This is a genomic window from Bacillus infantis NRRL B-14911 (assembly GCF_000473245.1).
In the GTDB taxonomy this organism is placed as follows: Bacteria; Bacillota; Bacilli; order Bacillales; family Cytobacillaceae; genus Bacillus_AB; species Bacillus_AB infantis.
On record NC_022524.1, the window covers coordinates 2,841,886 to 2,860,514 of the forward strand.

The 18,629-nt window shown below is 46.9% G+C and carries 20 protein-coding genes and 2 other annotated features; of the genes, 2 read left to right on the forward strand and 18 right to left on the reverse strand.

Going from position 1 to position 18,629, the window contains the following annotated elements:
- Positions 1 to 108: 108 nt before the first annotated feature.
- From N288_RS14405 to N288_RS14430, 6 genes are all read right to left on the reverse strand, one after another.
- The gene (locus N288_RS14405; protein WP_009795592.1) at positions 109 to 447 is read right to left on the reverse strand and encodes a nuclear transport factor 2 family protein; all 339 of its coding nucleotides are present in this window, start codon (positions 445 to 447) and stop codon (positions 109 to 111) included.
- A 20-nt stretch (positions 448 to 467) separates the two neighbouring features.
- Positions 468 to 932, reverse strand: a complete 465-nt coding sequence (locus tag N288_RS14410) for an STAS domain-containing protein (RefSeq protein WP_009795591.1) — start codon at positions 930 to 932, stop codon at positions 468 to 470.
- A 42-nt stretch (positions 933 to 974) separates the two neighbouring features.
- A complete protein-coding gene (locus N288_RS14415) occupies positions 975 to 1,643 on the reverse strand; it encodes an SOS response-associated peptidase (RefSeq protein ID WP_035403397.1) in 669 nt (222 codons plus the stop codon).
- 457 nt (positions 1,644 to 2,100) lie between these two features.
- A complete protein-coding gene (locus N288_RS14420; RefSeq protein WP_009795588.1) occupies positions 2,101 to 2,964 on the reverse strand; it encodes a manganese catalase in 864 nt (287 codons plus the stop codon).
- A gap of 150 nt (positions 2,965 to 3,114) precedes the next feature.
- Entirely contained in the window at positions 3,115 to 3,723 is a 609-nt protein-coding gene (gene cdaS, locus N288_RS14425) for a sporulation-specific diadenylate cyclase CdaS (protein WP_009795587.1), read from the reverse strand.
- 18 nt (positions 3,724 to 3,741) lie between these two features.
- Positions 3,742 to 4,551, reverse strand: coding sequence for an MBL fold metallo-hydrolase (locus N288_RS14430; protein ID WP_009795586.1), 810 nt, complete (start codon positions 4,549 to 4,551; stop codon positions 3,742 to 3,744).
- Positions 4,552 to 4,674: 123 nt separating this feature from the next.
- Here N288_RS14430 and N288_RS14435 point away from each other — a divergent pair, with 123 nt between their 5' ends.
- Complete coding sequence (locus N288_RS14435) at positions 4,675 to 5,283, forward strand: methyltransferase domain-containing protein (protein WP_009795585.1); 609 nt, start codon at positions 4,675 to 4,677, stop codon at positions 5,281 to 5,283.
- Positions 5,284 to 5,383: 100 nt separating this feature from the next.
- Here the strand turns inward: N288_RS14435 and N288_RS14440 are convergent, their stop codons facing one another.
- From N288_RS14440 to N288_RS14500, 12 genes are all read right to left on the reverse strand, one after another.
- Complete coding sequence (locus tag N288_RS14440) at positions 5,384 to 6,334, reverse strand: YeiH family protein (protein ID WP_232217698.1); 951 nt, start codon at positions 6,332 to 6,334, stop codon at positions 5,384 to 5,386.
- Positions 6,335 to 6,658: 324 nt separating this feature from the next.
- Positions 6,659 to 7,654, reverse strand: a complete 996-nt coding sequence (locus tag N288_RS14445; RefSeq protein ID WP_009795583.1) for an aliphatic sulfonate ABC transporter substrate-binding protein — start codon at positions 7,652 to 7,654, stop codon at positions 6,659 to 6,661.
- A gap of 11 nt (positions 7,655 to 7,665) precedes the next feature.
- The gene (locus N288_RS14450) at positions 7,666 to 8,427 is read right to left on the reverse strand and encodes an ABC transporter permease (RefSeq protein ID WP_009795582.1); all 762 of its coding nucleotides are present in this window, start codon (positions 8,425 to 8,427) and stop codon (positions 7,666 to 7,668) included.
- Positions 8,411 to 9,199 (reverse strand): ABC transporter ATP-binding protein, encoded by a 789-nt coding sequence (locus N288_RS14455; RefSeq protein WP_009795581.1) that lies wholly within the window; start codon positions 9,197 to 9,199, stop codon positions 8,411 to 8,413. Before N288_RS14455 ends, N288_RS14450 begins: the two co-directional genes overlap by 17 nt.
- A gap of 203 nt (positions 9,200 to 9,402) precedes the next feature.
- Positions 9,403 to 10,191: a tryptophan synthase subunit alpha gene (gene trpA, locus N288_RS14460; RefSeq protein ID WP_009795580.1), complete on the reverse strand. Its 789-nt coding sequence runs from the start codon at positions 10,189 to 10,191 to the stop codon at positions 9,403 to 9,405.
- On the reverse strand, positions 10,184 to 11,392 hold the full coding sequence (trpB, locus tag N288_RS14465) for a tryptophan synthase subunit beta (RefSeq protein WP_009795579.1): 1,209 nt from the start codon (positions 11,390 to 11,392) through the stop codon (positions 10,184 to 10,186). Before trpB ends, trpA begins: the two co-directional genes overlap by 8 nt.
- On the reverse strand, positions 11,389 to 12,018 hold the full coding sequence (locus N288_RS14470) for a phosphoribosylanthranilate isomerase (RefSeq protein ID WP_009795578.1): 630 nt from the start codon (positions 12,016 to 12,018) through the stop codon (positions 11,389 to 11,391). Before N288_RS14470 ends, trpB begins: the two co-directional genes overlap by 4 nt.
- Positions 12,015 to 12,803: an indole-3-glycerol phosphate synthase TrpC gene (gene trpC, locus N288_RS14475; RefSeq protein ID WP_009795577.1), complete on the reverse strand. Its 789-nt coding sequence runs from the start codon at positions 12,801 to 12,803 to the stop codon at positions 12,015 to 12,017. The genes N288_RS14470 and trpC overlap by 4 nt, the downstream gene beginning before the upstream one ends.
- A gap of 1 nt (position 12,804) precedes the next feature.
- Complete coding sequence (gene trpD / locus N288_RS14480; RefSeq protein ID WP_009795576.1) at positions 12,805 to 13,830, reverse strand: anthranilate phosphoribosyltransferase; 1,026 nt, start codon at positions 13,828 to 13,830, stop codon at positions 12,805 to 12,807.
- Complete coding sequence (locus tag N288_RS14485) at positions 13,802 to 14,413, reverse strand: anthranilate synthase component II (RefSeq protein ID WP_009795575.1); 612 nt, start codon at positions 14,411 to 14,413, stop codon at positions 13,802 to 13,804. Before N288_RS14485 ends, trpD begins: the two co-directional genes overlap by 29 nt.
- Positions 14,397 to 15,800, reverse strand: a complete 1,404-nt coding sequence (gene trpE / locus N288_RS14490) for an anthranilate synthase component I (RefSeq protein ID WP_009795574.1) — start codon at positions 15,798 to 15,800, stop codon at positions 14,397 to 14,399. Before trpE ends, N288_RS14485 begins: the two co-directional genes overlap by 17 nt.
- A gap of 73 nt (positions 15,801 to 15,873) precedes the next feature.
- Positions 15,874 to 16,122 (reverse strand) — a binding site (T-box leader).
- A 42-nt stretch (positions 16,123 to 16,164) separates the two neighbouring features.
- Positions 16,165 to 16,412: a binding site (T-box leader), on the reverse strand.
- Positions 16,413 to 16,473: 61 nt separating this feature from the next.
- On the reverse strand, positions 16,474 to 17,118 hold the full coding sequence (locus N288_RS14500) for an MOSC domain-containing protein (protein WP_022544055.1): 645 nt from the start codon (positions 17,116 to 17,118) through the stop codon (positions 16,474 to 16,476).
- Between the two features lie 168 nt (positions 17,119 to 17,286).
- On the opposite strand from N288_RS14500, the gene N288_RS14505 reads away from it, so the two are divergent.
- Complete coding sequence (locus tag N288_RS14505; protein WP_009795571.1) at positions 17,287 to 18,558, forward strand: MFS transporter; 1,272 nt, start codon at positions 17,287 to 17,289, stop codon at positions 18,556 to 18,558.
- Positions 18,559 to 18,629: the final 71 nt, after the last annotated feature.

Here is an 18,629-nt window from a genome sequence, read left to right on the forward strand (position 1 = left end):
TTATATAAAAAGAATATTCTGCCAGCAAGAAGGATTTTTGCAGCTTGGAGCTTTTATTGTGCCTTTCACAGGAAAAGCGGCGTGGTTCCACGCCGCTTTACAAGGTGATCATAAAACAAACCATACCTTTTTGATCCTGCCAGCTTCCGCCTCGTACATGGCAACTGCTTCTGTTTCTTCTCCGCTTGCCCTTCCCTTCACGCTCTCATGGTCGATGCAGATGCTGCCTTTTATTATTCTGGATAAAAGGACTGCCTTCTGGCGGGGATTGCTTTCAAATAATCTCTTATACACTTTGCGCATTTCCTCTTTTCCTGCATAAAGCAGTTCCTGTGAAGGAAAGCTGCGGATTTCAACATCTTCACTATACACTTCAAGGAATTCTTCAAGATTCTGGCGATTATAGGCTTCAAGCTGCCTTTCTGCTAATTGCTCCACTATAGCCATCCTTACTCCCCCATTTTCTATCAGTTATCAGATGCTGAGAAGGAAAGTCCCTTTTTTTTCATCAGATATTTCAGAGCTGCCTGGAAATCAGAAAAAGTTTCTGCCTGAAGATTGATGCCAGTCAGAACAACCTCACGGATAAGAACCGGGGAAAGTCCGACAAAGTAAGGTTCAACCCCCATGAGGCGCACCGACTTTGTCAGCTGATCGATTTCAATGCCCAGCTCTGACAGGCTCATCTGCTCGATCCGGTCGATTGTAATATCCGTAAAATCGATAATAGCCGTTTCCACTTCATTTTTCTGGATATACTGCATGATCTTCTCCCGGATTTTCTCAAACCTTTCAGCAACCAGCAAACCTGTTATCGGAACAAGGATTGTACTGGGAATAATGGATGGAATGATCGGTGCAGACATCAGCGATATTACTTCTTCATATTCCTTTACCTTTTCTTCAAGCATTCTTATGTATTCTTTCGTCATTGTTACTCTTCACCAATCCTCTATTTATTTAAAGTTGCACTTTTATTGGCTGTTGAGCGGCGATATCAGCTCAGCCAGCTCATTCTTGGGTGAATTCACAAGCGTTGATACCGGATAAGATTCCATTTCCTCCGCAGGATAAGGTACAAGAAGCTCTTTGAGTTTCCCAAGGTCTTTTTCTCTGGGATTCAGCCATGTATCATAATCACTGCTTTTCAGGATGACAGGCATCCGGTCATGAACTTCTTCTGTTACGCTGTTTGGTTCGGTTGTAATGATCGTGCAGGAGAAAACAGGTGCATCCGGCCCTTCCCATCTTTCCCACAGCCCGGCAAAGGCAAAAGGCCTGCCCTCCTTCAAAATGAAACGGTAAGGCTGCTTCCCATCCGCCGTTTTCTTCCATTCGTAAAATCCATCAGCCAGAATCAGGCAGCGTCTTTGTTTGAATGCATCCCTGAAGCTTGGTTTGCTTTCAATCCCTTCTGAACGGGCATTGATCATTTTATAGCCGATTTTCGGATCTTTCGCCCAGAATGGTATAAGCCCCCATCGCAATTCAGCAGCTTGCCTTCCGCCTTTTCCAGCAGCTACTGCCAGGATATTTTGGCTTGGAGCAATATTGTATCTTGGTGATATTTCCCCTTCGAAGGAAAAATTTAATTGTGACTGAAGCTCATGTATTCCTTCTGTTAAAGTAAACCTGCCGCACAAAAAGATCATCCCGCTTTCTGTCTGGATTTCCTTCTGCCCAGGAAACTGCTCAAGGGCAAGCAAAAGCAGCGGAGGAAGATCCCCCGCTGAAAAGGAAGGTGTTAATGGGTACTAGTGGTTAGTGGTTACTGTATCATATGCTCGTATGCTTTGTCCGTATAGACAGGTTGTCTGGTTTATATGCACATTTTTAATGTGTACCTAATATCTATTTAACCAGATATAAGGCAGTTAGTCCTAATATTTTGTTTATAAAGCTGCCAAATATTCAAAAATAGCCCTTCCAGGCCTCTTGGAGATTTGGCAGCAGCAATCGGATCGGCAAAGAGTCTTTCTATCATACCAGTGTTATGTAAGCCCTTCTTTGTAAAGCAGCTTGCTTTACTAAGAAGGACCATTATTTATATTGAGGCATTGGGCCTTATTTTAATCGCATTCGAAGGTTCTCCGGTGTCCTTCAGCACATGCTTGGTGGAATATTTGCTGGATTCGCTTTAAGCGCAGCCGGCGGTGTGTCGTGTATATATGGAGGTGCCGGCTTCAGCTTCGGCGCCTTGCCAAACGGCTGCGGGTTTTCCACATAATTAAAGGTTCCCTGGCAATCCATGCTGACACCCTGCGCCCAGCGGCCTTCAGCGCTCTGATTTCCTTGGGAGAAATTAAACAGCGTATAGCTGACCTGGCGCTTTTCCAATTCTTTCGGGAAAGAAACAGGAACTACGATTCCGCCTTCAGCAGCTTCTAATTCCTTAATAGCTGCTATCCATTGGTTCTGGTGCATCGTATCCCTGGCAATCAGGAATGACAGCATATCCTTTACGCCTCTGTCGTTTGTAGTCTCATACAGCCTTACAGCCTGAAGACGTCCCTGCGACTCCGCATTCAGGTTGGCCCTGAAATCGGCGAGAAGATTTCCGCTCGCTATGATATAATCTGCTGTCCACCTGTTGCCTACACTGTCTGCCGGCATTGCCCCCAAGCCTGAGACGATGGCATGCTGAGGATTCATTCCGCCAAGGATGGCCGCCATGATTGGATCCTTGGCTGCATCTTCCAGATCACCAACAGGAGCACCATCAAGCAAACGGGCAATCATCGTTGCGAGCATTTCAATATGGGCTAGTTCTTCTGTGCCCGTATCCATTAGCAAGTCTTTATATTTTCCATTTCCTCTCACACTCCAGCCTTGAAAGAGATATTGAAGTGCTACAGAAATTTCACCGAATTGCCCCCCCAATACTTCCTGAAGCTTTTTAGCAAATAGGGGATCCGGCCGATCCGGCTTTGCCTGATACTGAAGCTCTTTAATATGATAAAACATAAATACCCTCCTCAAATTCCCTCTATATATCTGGAATTGTACATTCCGTGATATCAGCCCTTATATATTTATGGAATAATCAGCCAATATTGCACGTACAATGGTAATTACCCATCAAATTGGGCTGAAAAAAACTGACCCCTATTGGAATCAGTTTTTTATACTGTATAATTTTCCTTTCACCGAGAAGGAAATCCGGCCGGTTTCCTCAGAAACAACAATGACCAAAGCGTCTGTCTGTGCAGACAGCCCCATGGCAGCACGGTGCCTCGTTCCGACCTTCTTGCCTTGAAGCTCCGTATCCGCCACAGGAAGGATATTGCCTGCTGAAATGATCTTATCCTTTTCAATCAGCATGGCACCGTCATGAAGCGGGTTGCCCGGATAGAAGATCGTTTCAATCAAAATCGGGCTGACATTGGCCGTAACCGGGACGCCATTATGGAGGAATGCTGCAAGCGATTCTTCCCGCTGCACGACAATAAGGGCTCCATGCCTTTTCTCTGACAGCCTTTGGGCAGCAAGCGAAATGCCGGCATACTCTTTGCTGAACGGAGAGAGGAAGGTCTGGAGATAATAGGTTGAAGCCAGGTTCTGGGCATCTGCTACGAGCTTTTGCAGCTTTTCGAACTCTGTCAGTATACAGCAGTCCAGCTCTTTCATCGTAGTCTCGACCGTCCCCAGCTGTCCTTCTATATCGCGGAAATAGCGGGCAAGGTCACTTCTATAATGCTTTTCGCTATATTTCACGCTATCCATCCTTTTAACAGTTCTGTGTTAATGAACATATTTCCCCTGCTTGGGCACCACAAACGTTTCATGACCTTTTGTAAGCTTTTCCAGCCCTTCCGTGAGTTCTTTTCCATAAAATGGCTGACCGTGCCCCGTTAATGCCGCTTTCGGATTAAGAGCAGCCAGCTTGCGGATCGATTGTCCTGCGGTGTCCCAATCAGGTGTAAAATATGCCGGCGGCCCATGTATCTCCTTAGCCTGGCTCATTACAGCCATCAGTGACTCCTGCTTAACAGTAATAAAGGCATCGCCTGCAAGCAGAACACCGTCGTCATCCCGGAAAAAAGATACATGCCCGGGAGTATGGCCCGGGGTATGTATCCATCTCCATCCCGGGAGACCGGGCAGGGAAGCATCCTCAGGGAGTTCCTTAGCGCTCTCCCCGATATCGATCGGCCTTCTGGGATATAAAGGCGATATCAGGGCCATTAGTCCTCTCCCGACAGCAGGGTCTGCCGGCGGATAGGTTTCTTTTCCTGTCAGATACGGAAGCTCAGCTCTGTGTGCATAGACGGGAACATCCCATTTAGAAAGTATTGCCCTCAACCCGCCTATATGATCAAAATGAGCGTGTGTCATCAGGACGGCAAGAGGCCTGGATTCCCTCCCGAACATCTTCTCTGCAAACCTGATGATGAAACCGCCGGATAAAGGCACGCCTGCATCGACAAGAATCCAATCTCTTCCTTTAGGGCCCAGCCCTGTTAAAAAAGCGATATTCGCAATTGCCGTTCTATAAACGTATACATTTTCTGCAATCCTGTGTTTCTCGACATATGTTTTTTGCTGTTCCATTTCGTGCCTCCTACTGAAGAATTATTCTTACTATCCCCGTTTTTTTGTTTTTTTTCGATAGAAAGGTTTAACAGGCAGCCGGATGTGGTTTATATATAAATATTCTTTCTAGAGGTGAACCCCATGTTCAATATACTTGCAAGACAATTTGAAAACCCTAAGGGAATGCTCGGCAAGCTGGCAGGCAAAATTATGTACAGCGAAAATCGGACCATCAACAGCTGGACGGCCAAGAAGCTTAATATTAAGAACAAGGACCGCATCCTTGAAGTCGGATACGGTCCCGGTTATTGCATAAAATATATTATGAACCGATTCCGCTGTGTCTATATCGATGGAGTTGATCTCTCACCAGACATGGCAGCATCTGCGGAAAAGAGGAATAATGAATGGATAGATGAAGGAAGGGTCAGGCTGTTTACAGGAGATATACACAGCATTGCATCAGACCTGGACACCTATCATAAAATTGTTTCAATAAACAATTATCCCCTTTGGACTAAACCAAGGGAAACCCTGGGCATGCTTTATGAAATTACGGAGGCCGGCGGAGAAATTGCCATAACTGTACAGCCGCGCGAGAAAGATGCTGACACCCTTATTACAAAAAATCTGGCAAAAGTCATTGAAGCAGATCTGGCCTCTGCAGGCTACGAAGAAATACAGGCATCCTTTAAGGATGTGCAGCCTGTACTGGCTGTATGTGTGACCGCCAAAAAAGGCAGGCAATAAAAACGGCTGAAATCAAACTTCGATCGCAAGAATAAGCATACTTTTAAAAATGGAGCTCCTTCAGTGAAGGGCTCCATTTTTTCATTTCTTATATTTAGAATCACAGAATCAGCCAATAGACCAGCCCAAAGCTGATGAGCGATACCGCAGCCGATGCAAATAGTCCTGTAAGCAGCGGCATTACGCCGAGTTTGGCAAACTGTTTAAGGTCTGTCTGCAGGCCGACAGCCGCCATGACCATTATAATGACAAACTTTGAAATGCTGCTCAGCAAATCTTGGACTGCAGCTGGAAATGCTCCGAATGAATTGAGCATGCTGACAGCCAGAAACCAGACGATGAACCAGGGAAAGGCTTTTTTGAAAGAACCTGCCCGGCTGCTTTTATCTGCCGTTCCCATCAGGATAGGGAGGATGAGTATCAGCGGCAGAAGGAATATTGTCCTTCCCAGCTTGACCGTGGTCGCAACTTCCCCTGCTTCATTTCCATAAACATATCCGACTGCAATTGCAGAGGAGGTATCATGGACTGCCGTACCTGCCCATATTCCGAAAGCCTGCTCGTTCATATGAAATACATGACCGATGATCGGATATAGAAAAAAGGCAATCAGGTTGAAAAAAACGATTGTCGAGATGGCGTATGCGGTTTCATCGTCCTTTGCCCCCAGGAGACCTTTTACAGCTGAAATGGCCGTTGCTCCGCAAATGCTTGCCCCCACCCCGATCAATAGTGATAAGGTCTTACCAAGCTTCAGAAAATGCCCGAACCAAAGTGTCAGAAGTATGCCTGAGCAAACAGATACAAAAATAATGAGCAGGGATTGCCTCCCTATTTCAAAAATATCAAAAATATTCAGCCCGGCCCCGAGCAATACGACTGCGGCTTTGAGAAGCCTTTTAACCGTCAGTGTAAGCCCCTGTTCAAAAACCGGGTTTATGCCTGCTGTGTTGCGAAGGGCAGCCCCTATCAGGATGGCAAATAATATTCCGCCGACCAAAGGAAAAATGCCGCCCAGAAATTTTGCCGCTGCTGCAATCGCAATAGCCAAAATGACCCCCGGCAACCATTGCGGAAGCCTGGCGGCCGCTTGCTGTAGCCGTTCCATCTTTCTCTCACTACTCCCTGATGATAAGGCAAATTTATAGCTTCTATAAAACTGCTCTTCTCTTATTTTGTTAAAATCCACAAATAATCTTAACATAAAAGGACTCTTAGTAAAATCTGCAGGAATAGCAAGAAAATTCCGATAAAAAAGCATCAGGCCCGAAAGCCTGATGCTCCTTTTATCGGTAAATATTTTTCCGGGTTTCAAGCATACTTCGTCGATATCCAAGTCGCGTCCTTGGCGCTCGATAATCTCCCTCAGCTTTTCTTAGTTGATAAATTCCTTATCAATAAAGTTCGAGAAATCAGGTTTCTCTTTCAGGAACTTTAATGCATAAGAAGAGTCTGCAAATGCCTGGACTGTATCCTCATCCACTTCATAAGTAAAGCCAATGCGTTCCCAGGCTTTGTCTACAACTGACTTTTCCAGCTCCTGGCCAGTAACCTCTTTAATATCCTTGATTGTGATTTCCTTTGCCTGCTCTGGATTCTCTGTAATATATTTCACAGCATCCTTGTGGGCTTCGACAATCTTTTGGATAACTTCAGGATTATCTTCAATTGCTTTTCCTGATGTTACCATGACAGACGCCGGCAGGGTTTCCCCGAAAGCGACTTCATCCCAGCCGATGACAACATTAGCATCGGTTTCTTCTTCAATTACTGCAGCCCATGGTTCAGGAGCAACCGCTACATCAATCTTGCCGGATTTCAGCATATTGGCATATTGTGCCGGATTTCCAGTCAGGTGTTTCATTGTTCCGCCGATCCTTTCGGATGTGATGCCGGACTCTTCCAGGTAAGTTTCGTATTGAACATCATGTGTACATCCGACTGCAGGCGTAATATACGTTTTCCCCGCAAAATCAGCTGCTGTCTTGATGCCGCTGTCTTTACTTGCCAGAACAACTGTGCCGCCTGTAGAAGCTCCGGCAATCAGCTTAACATCTGCTCCAGTAGAATAATTATTCATCGCAGGTCCGGGACCGACCAGACCGGCATCCAAATCACCTGTTTTGAGCGCAGTCATAAACTGGCCACCATCCGCAAAAGTCTTATATTCGATCGTTGTTCCATCTCCAAGGCGCTTCTGGAAGAAGCCCTGGTCCTTTGCAACCATCGCAGGCACATGGTTGATATTCGGGAAGTAGCCGATAACGATTTTTTCTTTAGAGCCCGAGCTGTTTTCTGAGGATCCGCAGCCTGAGAGGATCCCAGCAGCTGTCAATAATGACGCCATGAAGATAAAGGCTTTCTTTTTCATTTTATTTCCCCCTATTTGTTATTTTCAAGTCCCCATCTTTCAAGTACCGATTTTTCAATACGCTGGAAAATCAGCTGGTCCACAATGGAACCAATGACCCCGATAATAATCATGACGGCGATTACAAGGCTCATGTCCCCGAAATCAGAAGCATATCTCAGCGTATACCCGAGTCCCGGACCCGTGCTGAGCAGTTCCCCTGCCATCAATGCACGCCATGCGAATGCCCATGCAAGCCTTGCCCCTGTCACGACATATGGGATTGAGGCTGGGAAGATGACTCTTGTGAACAAGTCGATCCCTGAGGAGCCCATTGTCTGTGCCGCACGAATGAACAATGGTGAAACATTCTTGATTCCGACCCTCATATTCAGGGTCATGACAAAAGTGCCGCCAAGAATGACAACAAAGATGACAGACACTTCATTTAAGCCGAACCACATGATCGCAAGCGGCAGCCAGACGATGCTCGGTACGCTTTGGAGCGCAAGGATGACGGTGCCCAGTGTTTCATCGGCCGTCTTTGATTTGGCAAGCAGAATCCCGAGGGCCGAGCCCAGCACTAGACTGATGCCAAGGCCAATAAGCAGTCTCCTGAAGCTGGCCGCAAGATCATAAAGAAGTGTTTTATCACTGATTCCTGTCACGAGTGATTGGAACACATCAGTCGGCGATGGAAGGATGGTCGGCAGCCACAGGCCCATCCTTGAGCCCAGCTCCCATAAGCCAATGACCATTGCAAAGAAGATGATTCGTTTAATTGCTGGTTTCATTGGCTAATTCCTCGCTTACGACTTTATCGATTTCCTTTTTTAGATAGCTCATAATATGATCTTCTATTTCAAGCATTTCCTTTTTATATTGGTCTCTTGGCCGGGGGAGATCCACCGTGATGTCCTGGAGGATCGTTCCCGGCTTGGTGCCCATCACTATGATGCGGTCAGAGAGCTTAATAGATTCGGAGATGCTGTGGGTCACAAAGAGAATCGTTTTCTTTGTCTCCATCCAGATCTTTTCAAGCTGCTGGTGAAGCCTTGATCTTGTTTGTTCATCTAGGGCCCCAAAGGGTTCATCCATGAGCAGGATCTCAGGATTCATGGCCAGGGCCCGCGCAATTGAGACCCTTTGCTGCATGCCGCCGGACAGTTCATGCGGATAATGGCCGGGATATTTGCCGAGCTGAACCATCTGCAGATATCTGAGTGCTGTCTCCTTAGCCGCACTCTTTGACATTTCCTTTTTCAACGGGAATGTCACATTTTCCAGTACATTCAGCCATGGAAATAATGCGGCCTGCTGGAAAACCATCCCCCTGTCCCTGCCCGGCTTTGTCACCTTCTGCTGATCGATCAGGACACTGCCGCTCGTCGCTGAGGTAAGGCCTGCCACAATATTCAGCAGTGTTGATTTACCGCAGCCGGAAGGACCGAGGATCGATATAAACTGGCCTTTTTCAATGCTCAGGTTTATATCCTTAAGCACATCTGCGGCCATGCCGTTTTTATCAAAATACTGTTTATTTACAGATTGAACATCAATAAACACAGAAAACCACCTATTCTAAGAAATCTTATTATAATACTCGGATATAGTATGTAATTATAATGTATTCACCGGGCATGTCAAGCTTTCAGAATAAATTTAAAACCCATAATAAATTAACGGCATAAACCAAGCATGGCAGAGTATTTCAGCAGCTGGAGAATGGAAAAAAATAAGCCTCCCCCTTAATCGGGAGAGGCTTTTCATTATGGCTGAAAGGCATTTTCCTTTTTGGAAGCTTTAATGAGCTTCTCGATTTCTTCAAGATTATTTTCTTCAAAAAGCTGGACGATTTTGCTTCCGACGATCACACCGTCGCAGATTTGATTCATAGCCTTGACATGTTCGGGGGTTGAGATGCCGAATCCAGCGAGCACGGGCAGCCTGCTTACACTCTTTACCTTTTGCAAATGCTCCTGAAGCTCTCCGGAAAAATCTCTCCTTGCACCCGTTGTCCCTTTGACTGTGACCGCATATAAAAAGCCATTTCCCTTTTCCGAAATTTGCTGTATCCGCTCAATCGGGCTTGTCAATGTAGCAAGCCTGATGATTTCAAGGCCGTCCCTTTCTGCATGGGGTGCAATCAGATCTTCTTCTTCAGGAGGGAGATCTGGAAGGATCAGGCCGTCTACACCAGCCTTGCTTGCTTCCATTGTAAACCGTTCGATTCCATAAGCCATGACTGGATTTACATAAGTCATGATAATGATAGGGATATGGACGATCGGCCTGATCGTTTTCAAGGTTTCAAGGACTGTTTTAAGCGTAGTCCCTTCTTTCAGCGAGCGGATTCCCGCCTTTTCGATGACCGGGCCGTCCGCTACCGGGTCCGAAAAGGGAATGCCGACTTCTACAGCTGTGGCACCGCATTTTTCAAGAAACGTGATTTTGTCCCCCAGTGTGGCAAGCCCGCCATCTCCTGCCATAATATAAGGGATAAAGGCCTTTTCCTCTTTTTCTTTCAAAAGGCGGAACACTTTTTCAATTCTATTCATCCTTCTTCCCTCCTAATCTGGCTTTCACCGTTTCTACGTCCTTGTCCCCCCGCCCTGACAGGCAGACGGCAATTCCTTCACTATTATTCATCGTCCCTGCAAGCTTTAAGGCAAAAGCTACAGCATGGGCGCTTTCGAGTGCCGGAATGATTCCTTCTAGCCTGCACAGCAGCTTAAGCGCTTCAAGAGCTTCCTCATCTGTGATAGATTCATAGACTGCCCTGCCAGTATCCTTAAGATAGCTGTGCTCAGGTCCTACTCCCGGATAATCGAGGCCTGCCGAGATGGAATGTGCTTCCTGAATCTGGCCGTCCTCATCCTGCAGCAGATACATAAGGGCTCCGTGGAGCACACCAGGTTTTCCTTTAGTCAATGATGCCGCATGGTTTCCGGTATCTACCCCAAGGCCTGCTGCTTCCACACCATACATGCGGACACTCTTGTCTTTTATGAAAGGATAAAACATCCCCATGGAATTGCTTCCCCCTCCGATGCAGGCTACAACCGCATCCGGGAGCTTTCCTTCTTTTTCAAGATACTGCTGCTTCGTTTCAGCCCCAATCACGCTTTGGAAGTCCCTAACAATCATCGGGAATGGATGGGGCCCCATCACAGAGCCGAGTATATAGTGTGTGTCTGATACATTGGCTACCCAGTAGCGCAGCGCTTCATTGACTGCGTCTTTCAATGTGCTGCTGCCTGAGCTGACACCGACGACCTTCGCTCCCAGTAGTTCCATCCTGAATACATTCAGTGCCTGCCTTCTGATATCCTCTTCCCCCATATAAATGACGCATTCAAGATTCAGCAGGGCACAGACGGTTGCAGTGGCTACGCCATGCTGCCCTGCCCCAGTTTCTGCAACGATTTTCTTCTTCCCCATGCGGACTGCCAATAAAGCCTGGCCGATCGTATTATTGATTTTATGAGCGCCGGTATGGTTTAAATCCTCCCTTTTCAGGAAAATCTTAGCCCCTCCTGCATGCTTCGTCAGGTTTTCGGCAAAATAAAGCGGCGTTTCCCGGCCAACATAGTCTTTCAGAAGACTGTTCAGTTCCTTTGTAAAGCTTTCATCCTGGAGGGCCTTTTTATATTCTTCCTCCAGTTCTGTAACTGCCTGCATAAGTGTTTCGGGCACATATCTTCCACCGTATATGCCGAAATGCCCTTTTTCATCTGGCATCGTATAGACTGCTGTCATTTTAATTCCTCCTCATTTTTGAGCGCATTTTTTGCTTCTGCTATAAATTCCGCAATCAGGGCGGGATCTTTTTTTCCGTCCTTTTCCACGCCGCTGCTGACATCAGCCATAAAAGGCGCTGCCTTACGGATTGCTTCTCTTGCATTTTCTGGATTCAAACCGCCTGCAAGGATTACTTTTTTACCGCCAAAATCCCTGCCTTCAAGAATACTCCAGTCAAAGGCGATTCCGTTCCCGCCCCTGTATTTTCCCTTTGGGCTGTCCAGGAGGATATAATCACAAGGATATTCCGCAATCCGGGCAAGATCTTCCTCGCCTTGCACACTCAGGGCTTTAATGACTGGCAGATTGATGCCTGCACAGAATTCCGGAGTCTCATCACCATGAAGCTGGACCATATCCAATCCGGCAATTTCCGCCGTTTTTTCAATTATTTCTTTGGATTCATTAACAAAGACGCCAATCTTCAGGGGCCCGCCGGGAAGCTTTGCTATTATTTCGGCCGCTTCCTCAGGCGCGATGCGGCGCCTGCTTTCGGCAAAAACAAATCCTAATGCATCGGCCCCGCTTTTGGCTGCATAAAGACCGTTCTCCAGATCAGTGATGCCGCAGATTTTCACCTTCATGGGATCCGCACCTCCTTTAAAGGAAGCTTCATGCCGCTGAGCGATGATTCAAGATCAGAGGCTTTCATGAAGGTTTCCCCGACAAGGATGCCTCCTGCCCCTGCAGAGACTGCTCTTTTAGCATCCTCGACCGTTTTCATGCCGCTTTCGCTGATCAGAAATGCACCTGATTCTCTAATTGCCGGAGCGAGGCTTTCTGTAACAGAGAGATTTACATTAAATGTCCGCAAATCACGGTTGTTAACCCCTATCAGCCTGCTGCCTGCTGCGATCGCTCTTTCTGCTTCCCCCTCATTGTGAACCTCTACCAGTACCTCAAGATCCAAACTGGAAGCATACTGGTACAGCTCATTCATCTGCCCTTCCCCAAGCGCTGCCGCGATCAACAGAATGATATCGGCCCCTGCACTTTTTGCTTTGGCAATTTGAATATTATCAATCATAAAATCCTTGCAGAGAATCGGGACATCGACAGCGCCTCTGACTGCTGCCAGGTCCTCAAAACTTCCTTTAAAAAAGGACGTGTCAGTTAATACGGAAATAGCATCGGCACCATATTCAACATATTTGGCAGCCTGTTCGGCCGGTGATGCATCCATGCTAATATCGCCTTTTGAAGGCGAAGCCCGCTTGAATTCGGCAATGATGCTCAAATGTTCGGCTGCTTCAAGTCTGGAAATGAGAGACCGTTTTGGTGTTTCAGGGATCTCAGGCAGCCCAAAAGCTTTCAGCCTTGCAACTTCCCGTTTTTTTTCTTCGATAATTTTATCTAAAATGGTCGCCATCTTATATCACCTCTTGTTTGAACTTGCTGCCGGCGTTAACCAGGAGTTCAAGCTTCTCCAGTGCAGCACCGCTGTCAATGCTTACTGCAGCAAGCTTGATTCCCTCCTGGATGGTATCCGCTTTTCCGCCGGCGAAAATGCCAATCCCGCTGTTCAGCAGGACAGTATCACGATATGCCCCTTTTTCGCCGCTGAGCACCTTCCGCAGGATTTCCGCATTTTCCTTTGAATCTCCGCCACGTATTTCTTCATTATTATATATGCCAAGCCCAGTCTCTTCAGGCCGGAGGATTTGCTGTGTAATCTTCCCGTTGTCAAGGATAGCCAAATGGTTCTCTCCCTGGAGGGAAGCTTCGTCCATGTATCCGGCACCGTTCAATACAACCGCTCTTTTACGCCCCAGTTCATTGAGTACCTCTGCAAACATGGAAAGCAAATCCCTTCTGTAGATCCCCAGAAGCTGTGAATCAAGCTCCATCGGATTGGTGAGAGGCCCAATCAGGTTGAAAATCGTCGGAATCCTTAAATCCTTCCTTACCTTCATGATCCTTTTGATCTGAGGATGAACATGCGGTGCATAAAGAAAGGCAATGCCAATTTCCTGGAGGATTTCTTCAAGACGCTCCGGCGCCAGGTTCAGGTTGATCCCCAAGTGCTCCAGGACATCAGCGCTCCCAGTCTTACTGGACACGCTCCTGTTTCCATGCTTGGCAACAGGGATTCCCGCTCCTGCGATGACAAATGCACTGGTTGAGCTGATATTGAAGCTTTTTGATCCATCCCCGCCAGTCCCGCAATTGTCCAGGGCTCCGGGAATTTTCTTTTCAAACCTAAGGCTTCTGCCCCTTAAGCCTTTCACCAGCGCTGCGATTTCAGCAACCGTTTCTCCCTTTGTTTTCAGCCCGACCAGGAAAGCCGCAATTTCACTGTCTGTCACCTCTTCGGACAGCAGGTGGGCCATCGCCTCCATCATCTCTGATTCCGTCAGTTCCGTCCGTTCAGATAAGCGTTCCAGTATGTGCCTCATAGCTATTCTCCTTCCTGATTTCCGATAAAAAGTTTGCCAGCATCCTTTTTCCGTTTATCGTCCCGACTGATTCCGGGTGAAACTGAAGGCCGAAGAGCGGGTAGTCTTCATGTTTGATGGCCATGATTTCCTGATCATCCATCGATCTCGCCAGCACCTTGAATTGTGCCGGAAGCGTTCCGGTCTGGATGACAAGTGAGTGATATCTCATGATATCGATGGGCTGCTCCATGTATTGAAACAAATAAGAGCCGGTATGCTTAAGCTTTGATGTTTTTCCATGCATAATTCTGGAAGCCTTCTCGATACTGGCACCGAATGCCTGGCCAATGGCCTGATGTCCCAGGCAAATCCCGAGGATCGGGATTCTGCTGCAGAATTCCTGGATCAGATTTATGCAAATGCCTGCGTTTTCCGGCCGGCCGGGACCCGGAGACAATACAATGGCTTCAGGTTTCATGCTGCCTATTTCATCAAGGCTGATCTTGTCGTTCCGGACAACCTTTATTTCTTCGCCAAGCTCTCCCAAATACTGATACAGGTTATACGTAAATGAATCGTAGTTATCAATTAATAAAATCATCTTGATCCTCCAAAAATGCCCTTAATTTATGAATGGTTTCTTCATACTCTTTTTCGGGCACCGAGTCATGTACGATGCCTGCCCCAGCCTGGATGTAGGCCTTATTCCCCTTTATCAGCATGGTGCGGATCGCAAGCGCGAAGTCCATACTGCCTCCCGCAGAAAAATAGCCGATCGCCCCTGAATAAACACCCCGCTTGTATTCCTCCAGTTCATTAATAATTTCCATCGCCCTTATTTTCGGTGCGCCTGATACTGTCCCTGCCGGCAGGCAGGCAGCAAGTGAATCTGCGGGTGAATAATCCGGCTTCAGCTTTCCGGATACCTCAGAAACCAAATGGATGACATGCCTGAATTTCTCGGCTTGCATGTATTTCTCTATCTTTACTGAACCGAATTCGCAAACCCTGCCAAGGTCATTTCTGCCAAGGTCCAGGAGCATCCGGTGCTCGGCAAGCTCTTTTTCATCGTTCAAAAGGTCGGCTGACAGCCTCTCATCTTCTTCCTCGTCCTTTCCCCTAGGCCTTGTTCCGGCAATGGGGTTCGTGGTTACTTTGTCAGAATCTGCCTTGATCAGGCTTTCCGGAGATGCACCGGCGACTGCATATTCACCAAAATTCAGAAAATACATATATGGTGAAGGATTCTGAATACGGAGCCTGCGGTAGAACGAGAACGGATCTCCTTCAATGTCTGCCTGCATACGCTGTGAAAGCACCACCTGGAAGATATCTCCCTGGATGATATACTCTTTGGCTTTCTTTACCTTTTCAACAAAAGACTCTTTCGTTTCTGAAGCCGAGTACCTTGATATCTTTATACCGCTGTCAGAAGGACCGGCAGAGCCTTCTTCTATTTCCTTTCTCCGTCCGGCAATCCTGTGCCTTAGGCTCTCTTCTGTCGTATCGGGTGTCAGAGAGGTGCCGATCAGGTAAACTTTCTGTTCAGCATGGTCATAGACAGCCATGATTTCAAAGAACATCAGATGCACATCCGGAACTCCCAATTCATCTTTTGGGATACTTCCGATATCCTCATACTGCCTGATGCTGTCGTACCCGACATAGCCCACCGCTCCTCCTGCTAGGGGAAAGGGTGCATGCATGGGTATTTCAGGAAGCAGTTTTTTTACCATTTCAAGGGCAGGCTCCTCCAATTCGGTTTCTTCTCCTCCCTTGATCAGAATGCTTTTGCCGCCATTCCCCTTTAATTCAAATACAGGATCTGCACCGATAAACGAATATCTTCCTGAGCGCTCATGCTTCAGCGAACTTTCAAGCAGGAATTTTTTTTCCCCGCTGATCCGCTGATAAATGCTGATGGGCGTCAGTATATCACCTTCCAGTTCTTCAATCAGAATGCCTGGTACTGTCTCTGCTCTGCTCATTATTTTTCCTCCTATGCTTTTCTCGGCTCGGCTCCTATAAAAAAAGTCCCCTATACGCACAGGTATTGTGCATATAGAGGACGATATTCCGGACCGCGGTGCCACCTCTGGTTAGAGCAAGAAATGCTCTCTCTTTTCGGGTGCGCAAGACTTTCAGCCCTGCAGACCCTATCCTGATAACGGCGGAATCCCGTGCATCCCTACTTTTTTTCAGGATGCCTCTCACAAGTCCATTCACAATGCTGTTCGTGCCGGCTTCCACCACACCCGGCTCTCTGTAACGAACGAATGCTCTGCTACTCCTCTTGTTCAGCGATTTTTATATTCTTTTTTGTATAACACAAAAAGGGTCCCTCATCCTTATAAAAAGGACGAGAAACCCGTGGTGCCACCTTCATTAGCTGATCAATCAGCTCACTTTACAGACAGCAGGACAATATTCCTGCCATCTGTCTCTTGTAACGATGAGACTGTTCGCCAAAGCCTACTGCTCAAAAGGGTTCGGTTTGGAGGCTCGGAAGTCCATTCACGATTGCATCTGCACTGATTCCCACCATTCATCAGCTCTCTAAAGCATCTGCAAAAGTTACTACTCTTCGTCATTGCCGTGCGATATATTGATTATTATGATAAATCGGATATATCCGTTTGTCAAATCATTTTTTATATAAATTTATGTAATATTATACAAAGCCTTTTGGAGCTTCGTTTTCCAGACATCCGCCAGCGCCTCTATACTGAGCATCTTCTCCATTGCTCTGGCATCTTTCCGCCCCCGGAAAAAGATTTCATTTCCCTCCAAGACCGAAATATCCTCCTGCTTCCGTTCAAGAAGGATCATTGGTGAATCTTTCCGGACAACGCCTGGTTCGATCACCCTGAAAAAATATCCTGTAAATCCTGTCTCCACGATTCTTGCCAGCAGCTTATCTGCTTCATTGAACTTAGAGATGGTCGAGCACGGCACCCGCCCCTGGGTGATTTGGATGACCGCATCGCCCAGTGTGAAAATATCCCCGATGAAAACATCTTCTTCCTTCATATTTTCTGCACAGATATTCTCTCCGAATGCCGGGGGCTGAAATACTTTTCCAAATTCTTTTTCCCACATGCTGTAATGCTCGTAAGGATACAAACATACTGCCCTGTCAGGGCCGCCATGGAAATCAGGATTGGCGACACCGTCGCCGGCAAAACCCTCTGGCACCAGTCTGGCTTCCTCCAGTGGAGTTTTCCCTATTGCAGAAGTTTCTTTTTTTCCTTTCCAGTCAAATTGCTTTGGTTTGCCTATGCTGAATTCAATAATCCGGCCTTTCATTGCTTTTTTCCCCTCCATGAACCCAATTAGTCTGCCCGCTGGCATTATTCCCTATTCTATCTCTTTTGGCGGAATGTTCCAACCCTTCTCTTTGCCAAAAAATAGCAGGGAAAGAAGTCAGCCTGTTTGCTAATAGTAATAGTATCAACACAGGAGGCAGGTTTTCAAATGGAGCATGTGGAGAAAGTCGTTTTAAAGAAATCCAAGAAAAAAGCAAAGGAAAAGAAAAGCCAGAAGAATAATGACACGCATAATCAAAAATGGGCTGTCCTTTCTATTTCCTCAATCCCTCTAGTTATGACACTGGGGAATTCCATGCTTATTCCAGTTCTGCCTGTCATGGAGCGGGAGCTTGGCATTTCTTCCTTCCAGTCCAGTATGATCATTACGGTGTACAGCATTGTGGCCATTATTCTGATACCGCTTGCCGGATACCTTTCAGACCATATCGGAAGGAAAAAGGTTATCATTCCCAGTCTCCTGATTGCTGCTGTCGGCGGTCTTATATCCGGCTGGGCATCCTGGAAGATGGCTGATCCCTACTGGCTTATCCTTATTGGAAGATCACTGCAGGGGATTGGCGCAGCTGGAGGGGCGCCTATTGTCATGCCTTTGGTGGGGGATATGTTCAAGAACGAGGAAGAAGTCAGCAGTTCTCTTGGAGTGATAGAAACTTCAAACACCTTTGGCAAGGTATTAAGCCCGATTCTTGGCGCCTTTTTGGCAGGTTTCCTATGGTTTTTGCCTTTTTTTGCTTTTCCGGTATTTTGTGCCATCTCTATCCTTCTGATGGTCTTGCTGGTAAAAACACCTGAGAAGCGGACAGAGCCTATTCCCTTTAAAGCTTTTTTCAAAAAAATCAAGGAAATCTTCAAAAATAATGGCAAATGGCTTTATGCCATTTTTGTGGCAGGCATCATATTAATGTTCGTATTATTCGGAGTGCTGTTTCACCTCTCTGATATCCTTGAAAAGCAGTATGATATCAAAGATGTGAAAAAAGGGCTGTTTCTTGCCATTCCATTAGGCGCCCTATGTTTATCGTCCTATATTACCGGAAAGCTGATCAAAGAGAATAAGTCGCTGATGAAGTGGATTACTTTTTCCGGCAGCATCCTGCTGGCTGCCTCAGTCGGAATCCTTGGATTCTCAACCAATCTCTGGTTTCTCATGGCCATGTTTGCTGTTGGGGGAATCGGAATCGGTGTCAGCCTGCCCTGCCTGGATGCCCTGATCACTGAGGGCATTGAGAAGGAAGAAAGAGGGACGATCAGCTCACTGTACAGCTCGATGAGGTTCATCGGCGTAGCAGCAGGCCCGCCAGCTGTCGCAATCATCGTTAAGCAGTCAGATCAGCTCTTGTTTTATATATTATGCGGAGTTTCCATTCTCGCTGCACTGGCAGTCCTGTTTGCCATAAAGCCGGATAAAGAGGGGTAGGGGAGCATACAGCGGGTCTTCCGGAAAAGAATGAATCGGCAAACCAAAAGCCCGGCAAAATAGCCGGGCTT

Excerpts from the sequence above, each read along its gene's own strand:
- N288_RS14405 (WP_009795592.1), bottom strand. The coding sequence starts at position 447 with ATGGCTATAGTGGAGCAATTAGCAGAAAGGCAGCTTGAAGCCTATAAT.
- N288_RS14410 (WP_009795591.1), bottom strand. The coding sequence starts at position 932 with ATGACGAAAGAATACATAAGAATGCTTGAAGAAAAGGTAAAGGAATAT.
- N288_RS14420 (WP_009795588.1), bottom strand. The coding sequence starts at position 2,964 with ATGTTTTATCATATTAAAGAGCTTCAGTATCAGGCAAAGCCGGATCGG.
- cdaS (WP_009795587.1), bottom strand. The coding sequence starts at position 3,723 with ATGGATAGCGTGAAATATAGCGAAAAGCATTATAGAAGTGACCTTGCC.
- N288_RS14430 (WP_009795586.1), bottom strand. The coding sequence starts at position 4,551 with ATGGAACAGCAAAAAACATATGTCGAGAAACACAGGATTGCAGAAAAT.
- N288_RS14435 (WP_009795585.1), top strand. The coding sequence starts at position 4,675 with ATGTTCAATATACTTGCAAGACAATTTGAAAACCCTAAGGGAATGCTC.
- N288_RS14445 (WP_009795583.1), bottom strand. The coding sequence starts at position 7,654 with ATGAAAAAGAAAGCCTTTATCTTCATGGCGTCATTATTGACAGCTGCT.
- N288_RS14450 (WP_009795582.1), bottom strand. The coding sequence starts at position 8,427 with ATGAAACCAGCAATTAAACGAATCATCTTCTTTGCAATGGTCATTGGC.
- trpA (WP_009795580.1), bottom strand. The coding sequence starts at position 10,191 with ATGAATAGAATTGAAAAAGTGTTCCGCCTTTTGAAAGAAAAAGAGGAA.
- trpB (WP_009795579.1), bottom strand. The coding sequence starts at position 11,392 with ATGACAGCAGTCTATACGATGCCAGATGAAAAAGGGCATTTCGGCATA.
- N288_RS14470 (WP_009795578.1), bottom strand. The coding sequence starts at position 12,018 with ATGAAGGTGAAAATCTGCGGCATCACTGATCTGGAGAACGGTCTTTAT.
- trpC (WP_009795577.1), bottom strand. The coding sequence starts at position 12,803 with ATGGCGACCATTTTAGATAAAATTATCGAAGAAAAAAAACGGGAAGTT.
- trpD (WP_009795576.1), bottom strand. The coding sequence starts at position 13,830 with ATGAGGCACATACTGGAACGCTTATCTGAACGGACGGAACTGACGGAA.
- N288_RS14485 (WP_009795575.1), bottom strand. The coding sequence starts at position 14,413 with ATGATTTTATTAATTGATAACTACGATTCATTTACGTATAACCTGTAT.
- trpE (WP_009795574.1), bottom strand. The coding sequence starts at position 15,800 with ATGAGCAGAGCAGAGACAGTACCAGGCATTCTGATTGAAGAACTGGAA.
- N288_RS14500 (WP_022544055.1), bottom strand. The coding sequence starts at position 17,118 with ATGAAAGGCCGGATTATTGAATTCAGCATAGGCAAACCAAAGCAATTT.
- N288_RS14505 (WP_009795571.1), top strand. The coding sequence starts at position 17,287 with ATGGAGCATGTGGAGAAAGTCGTTTTAAAGAAATCCAAGAAAAAAGCA.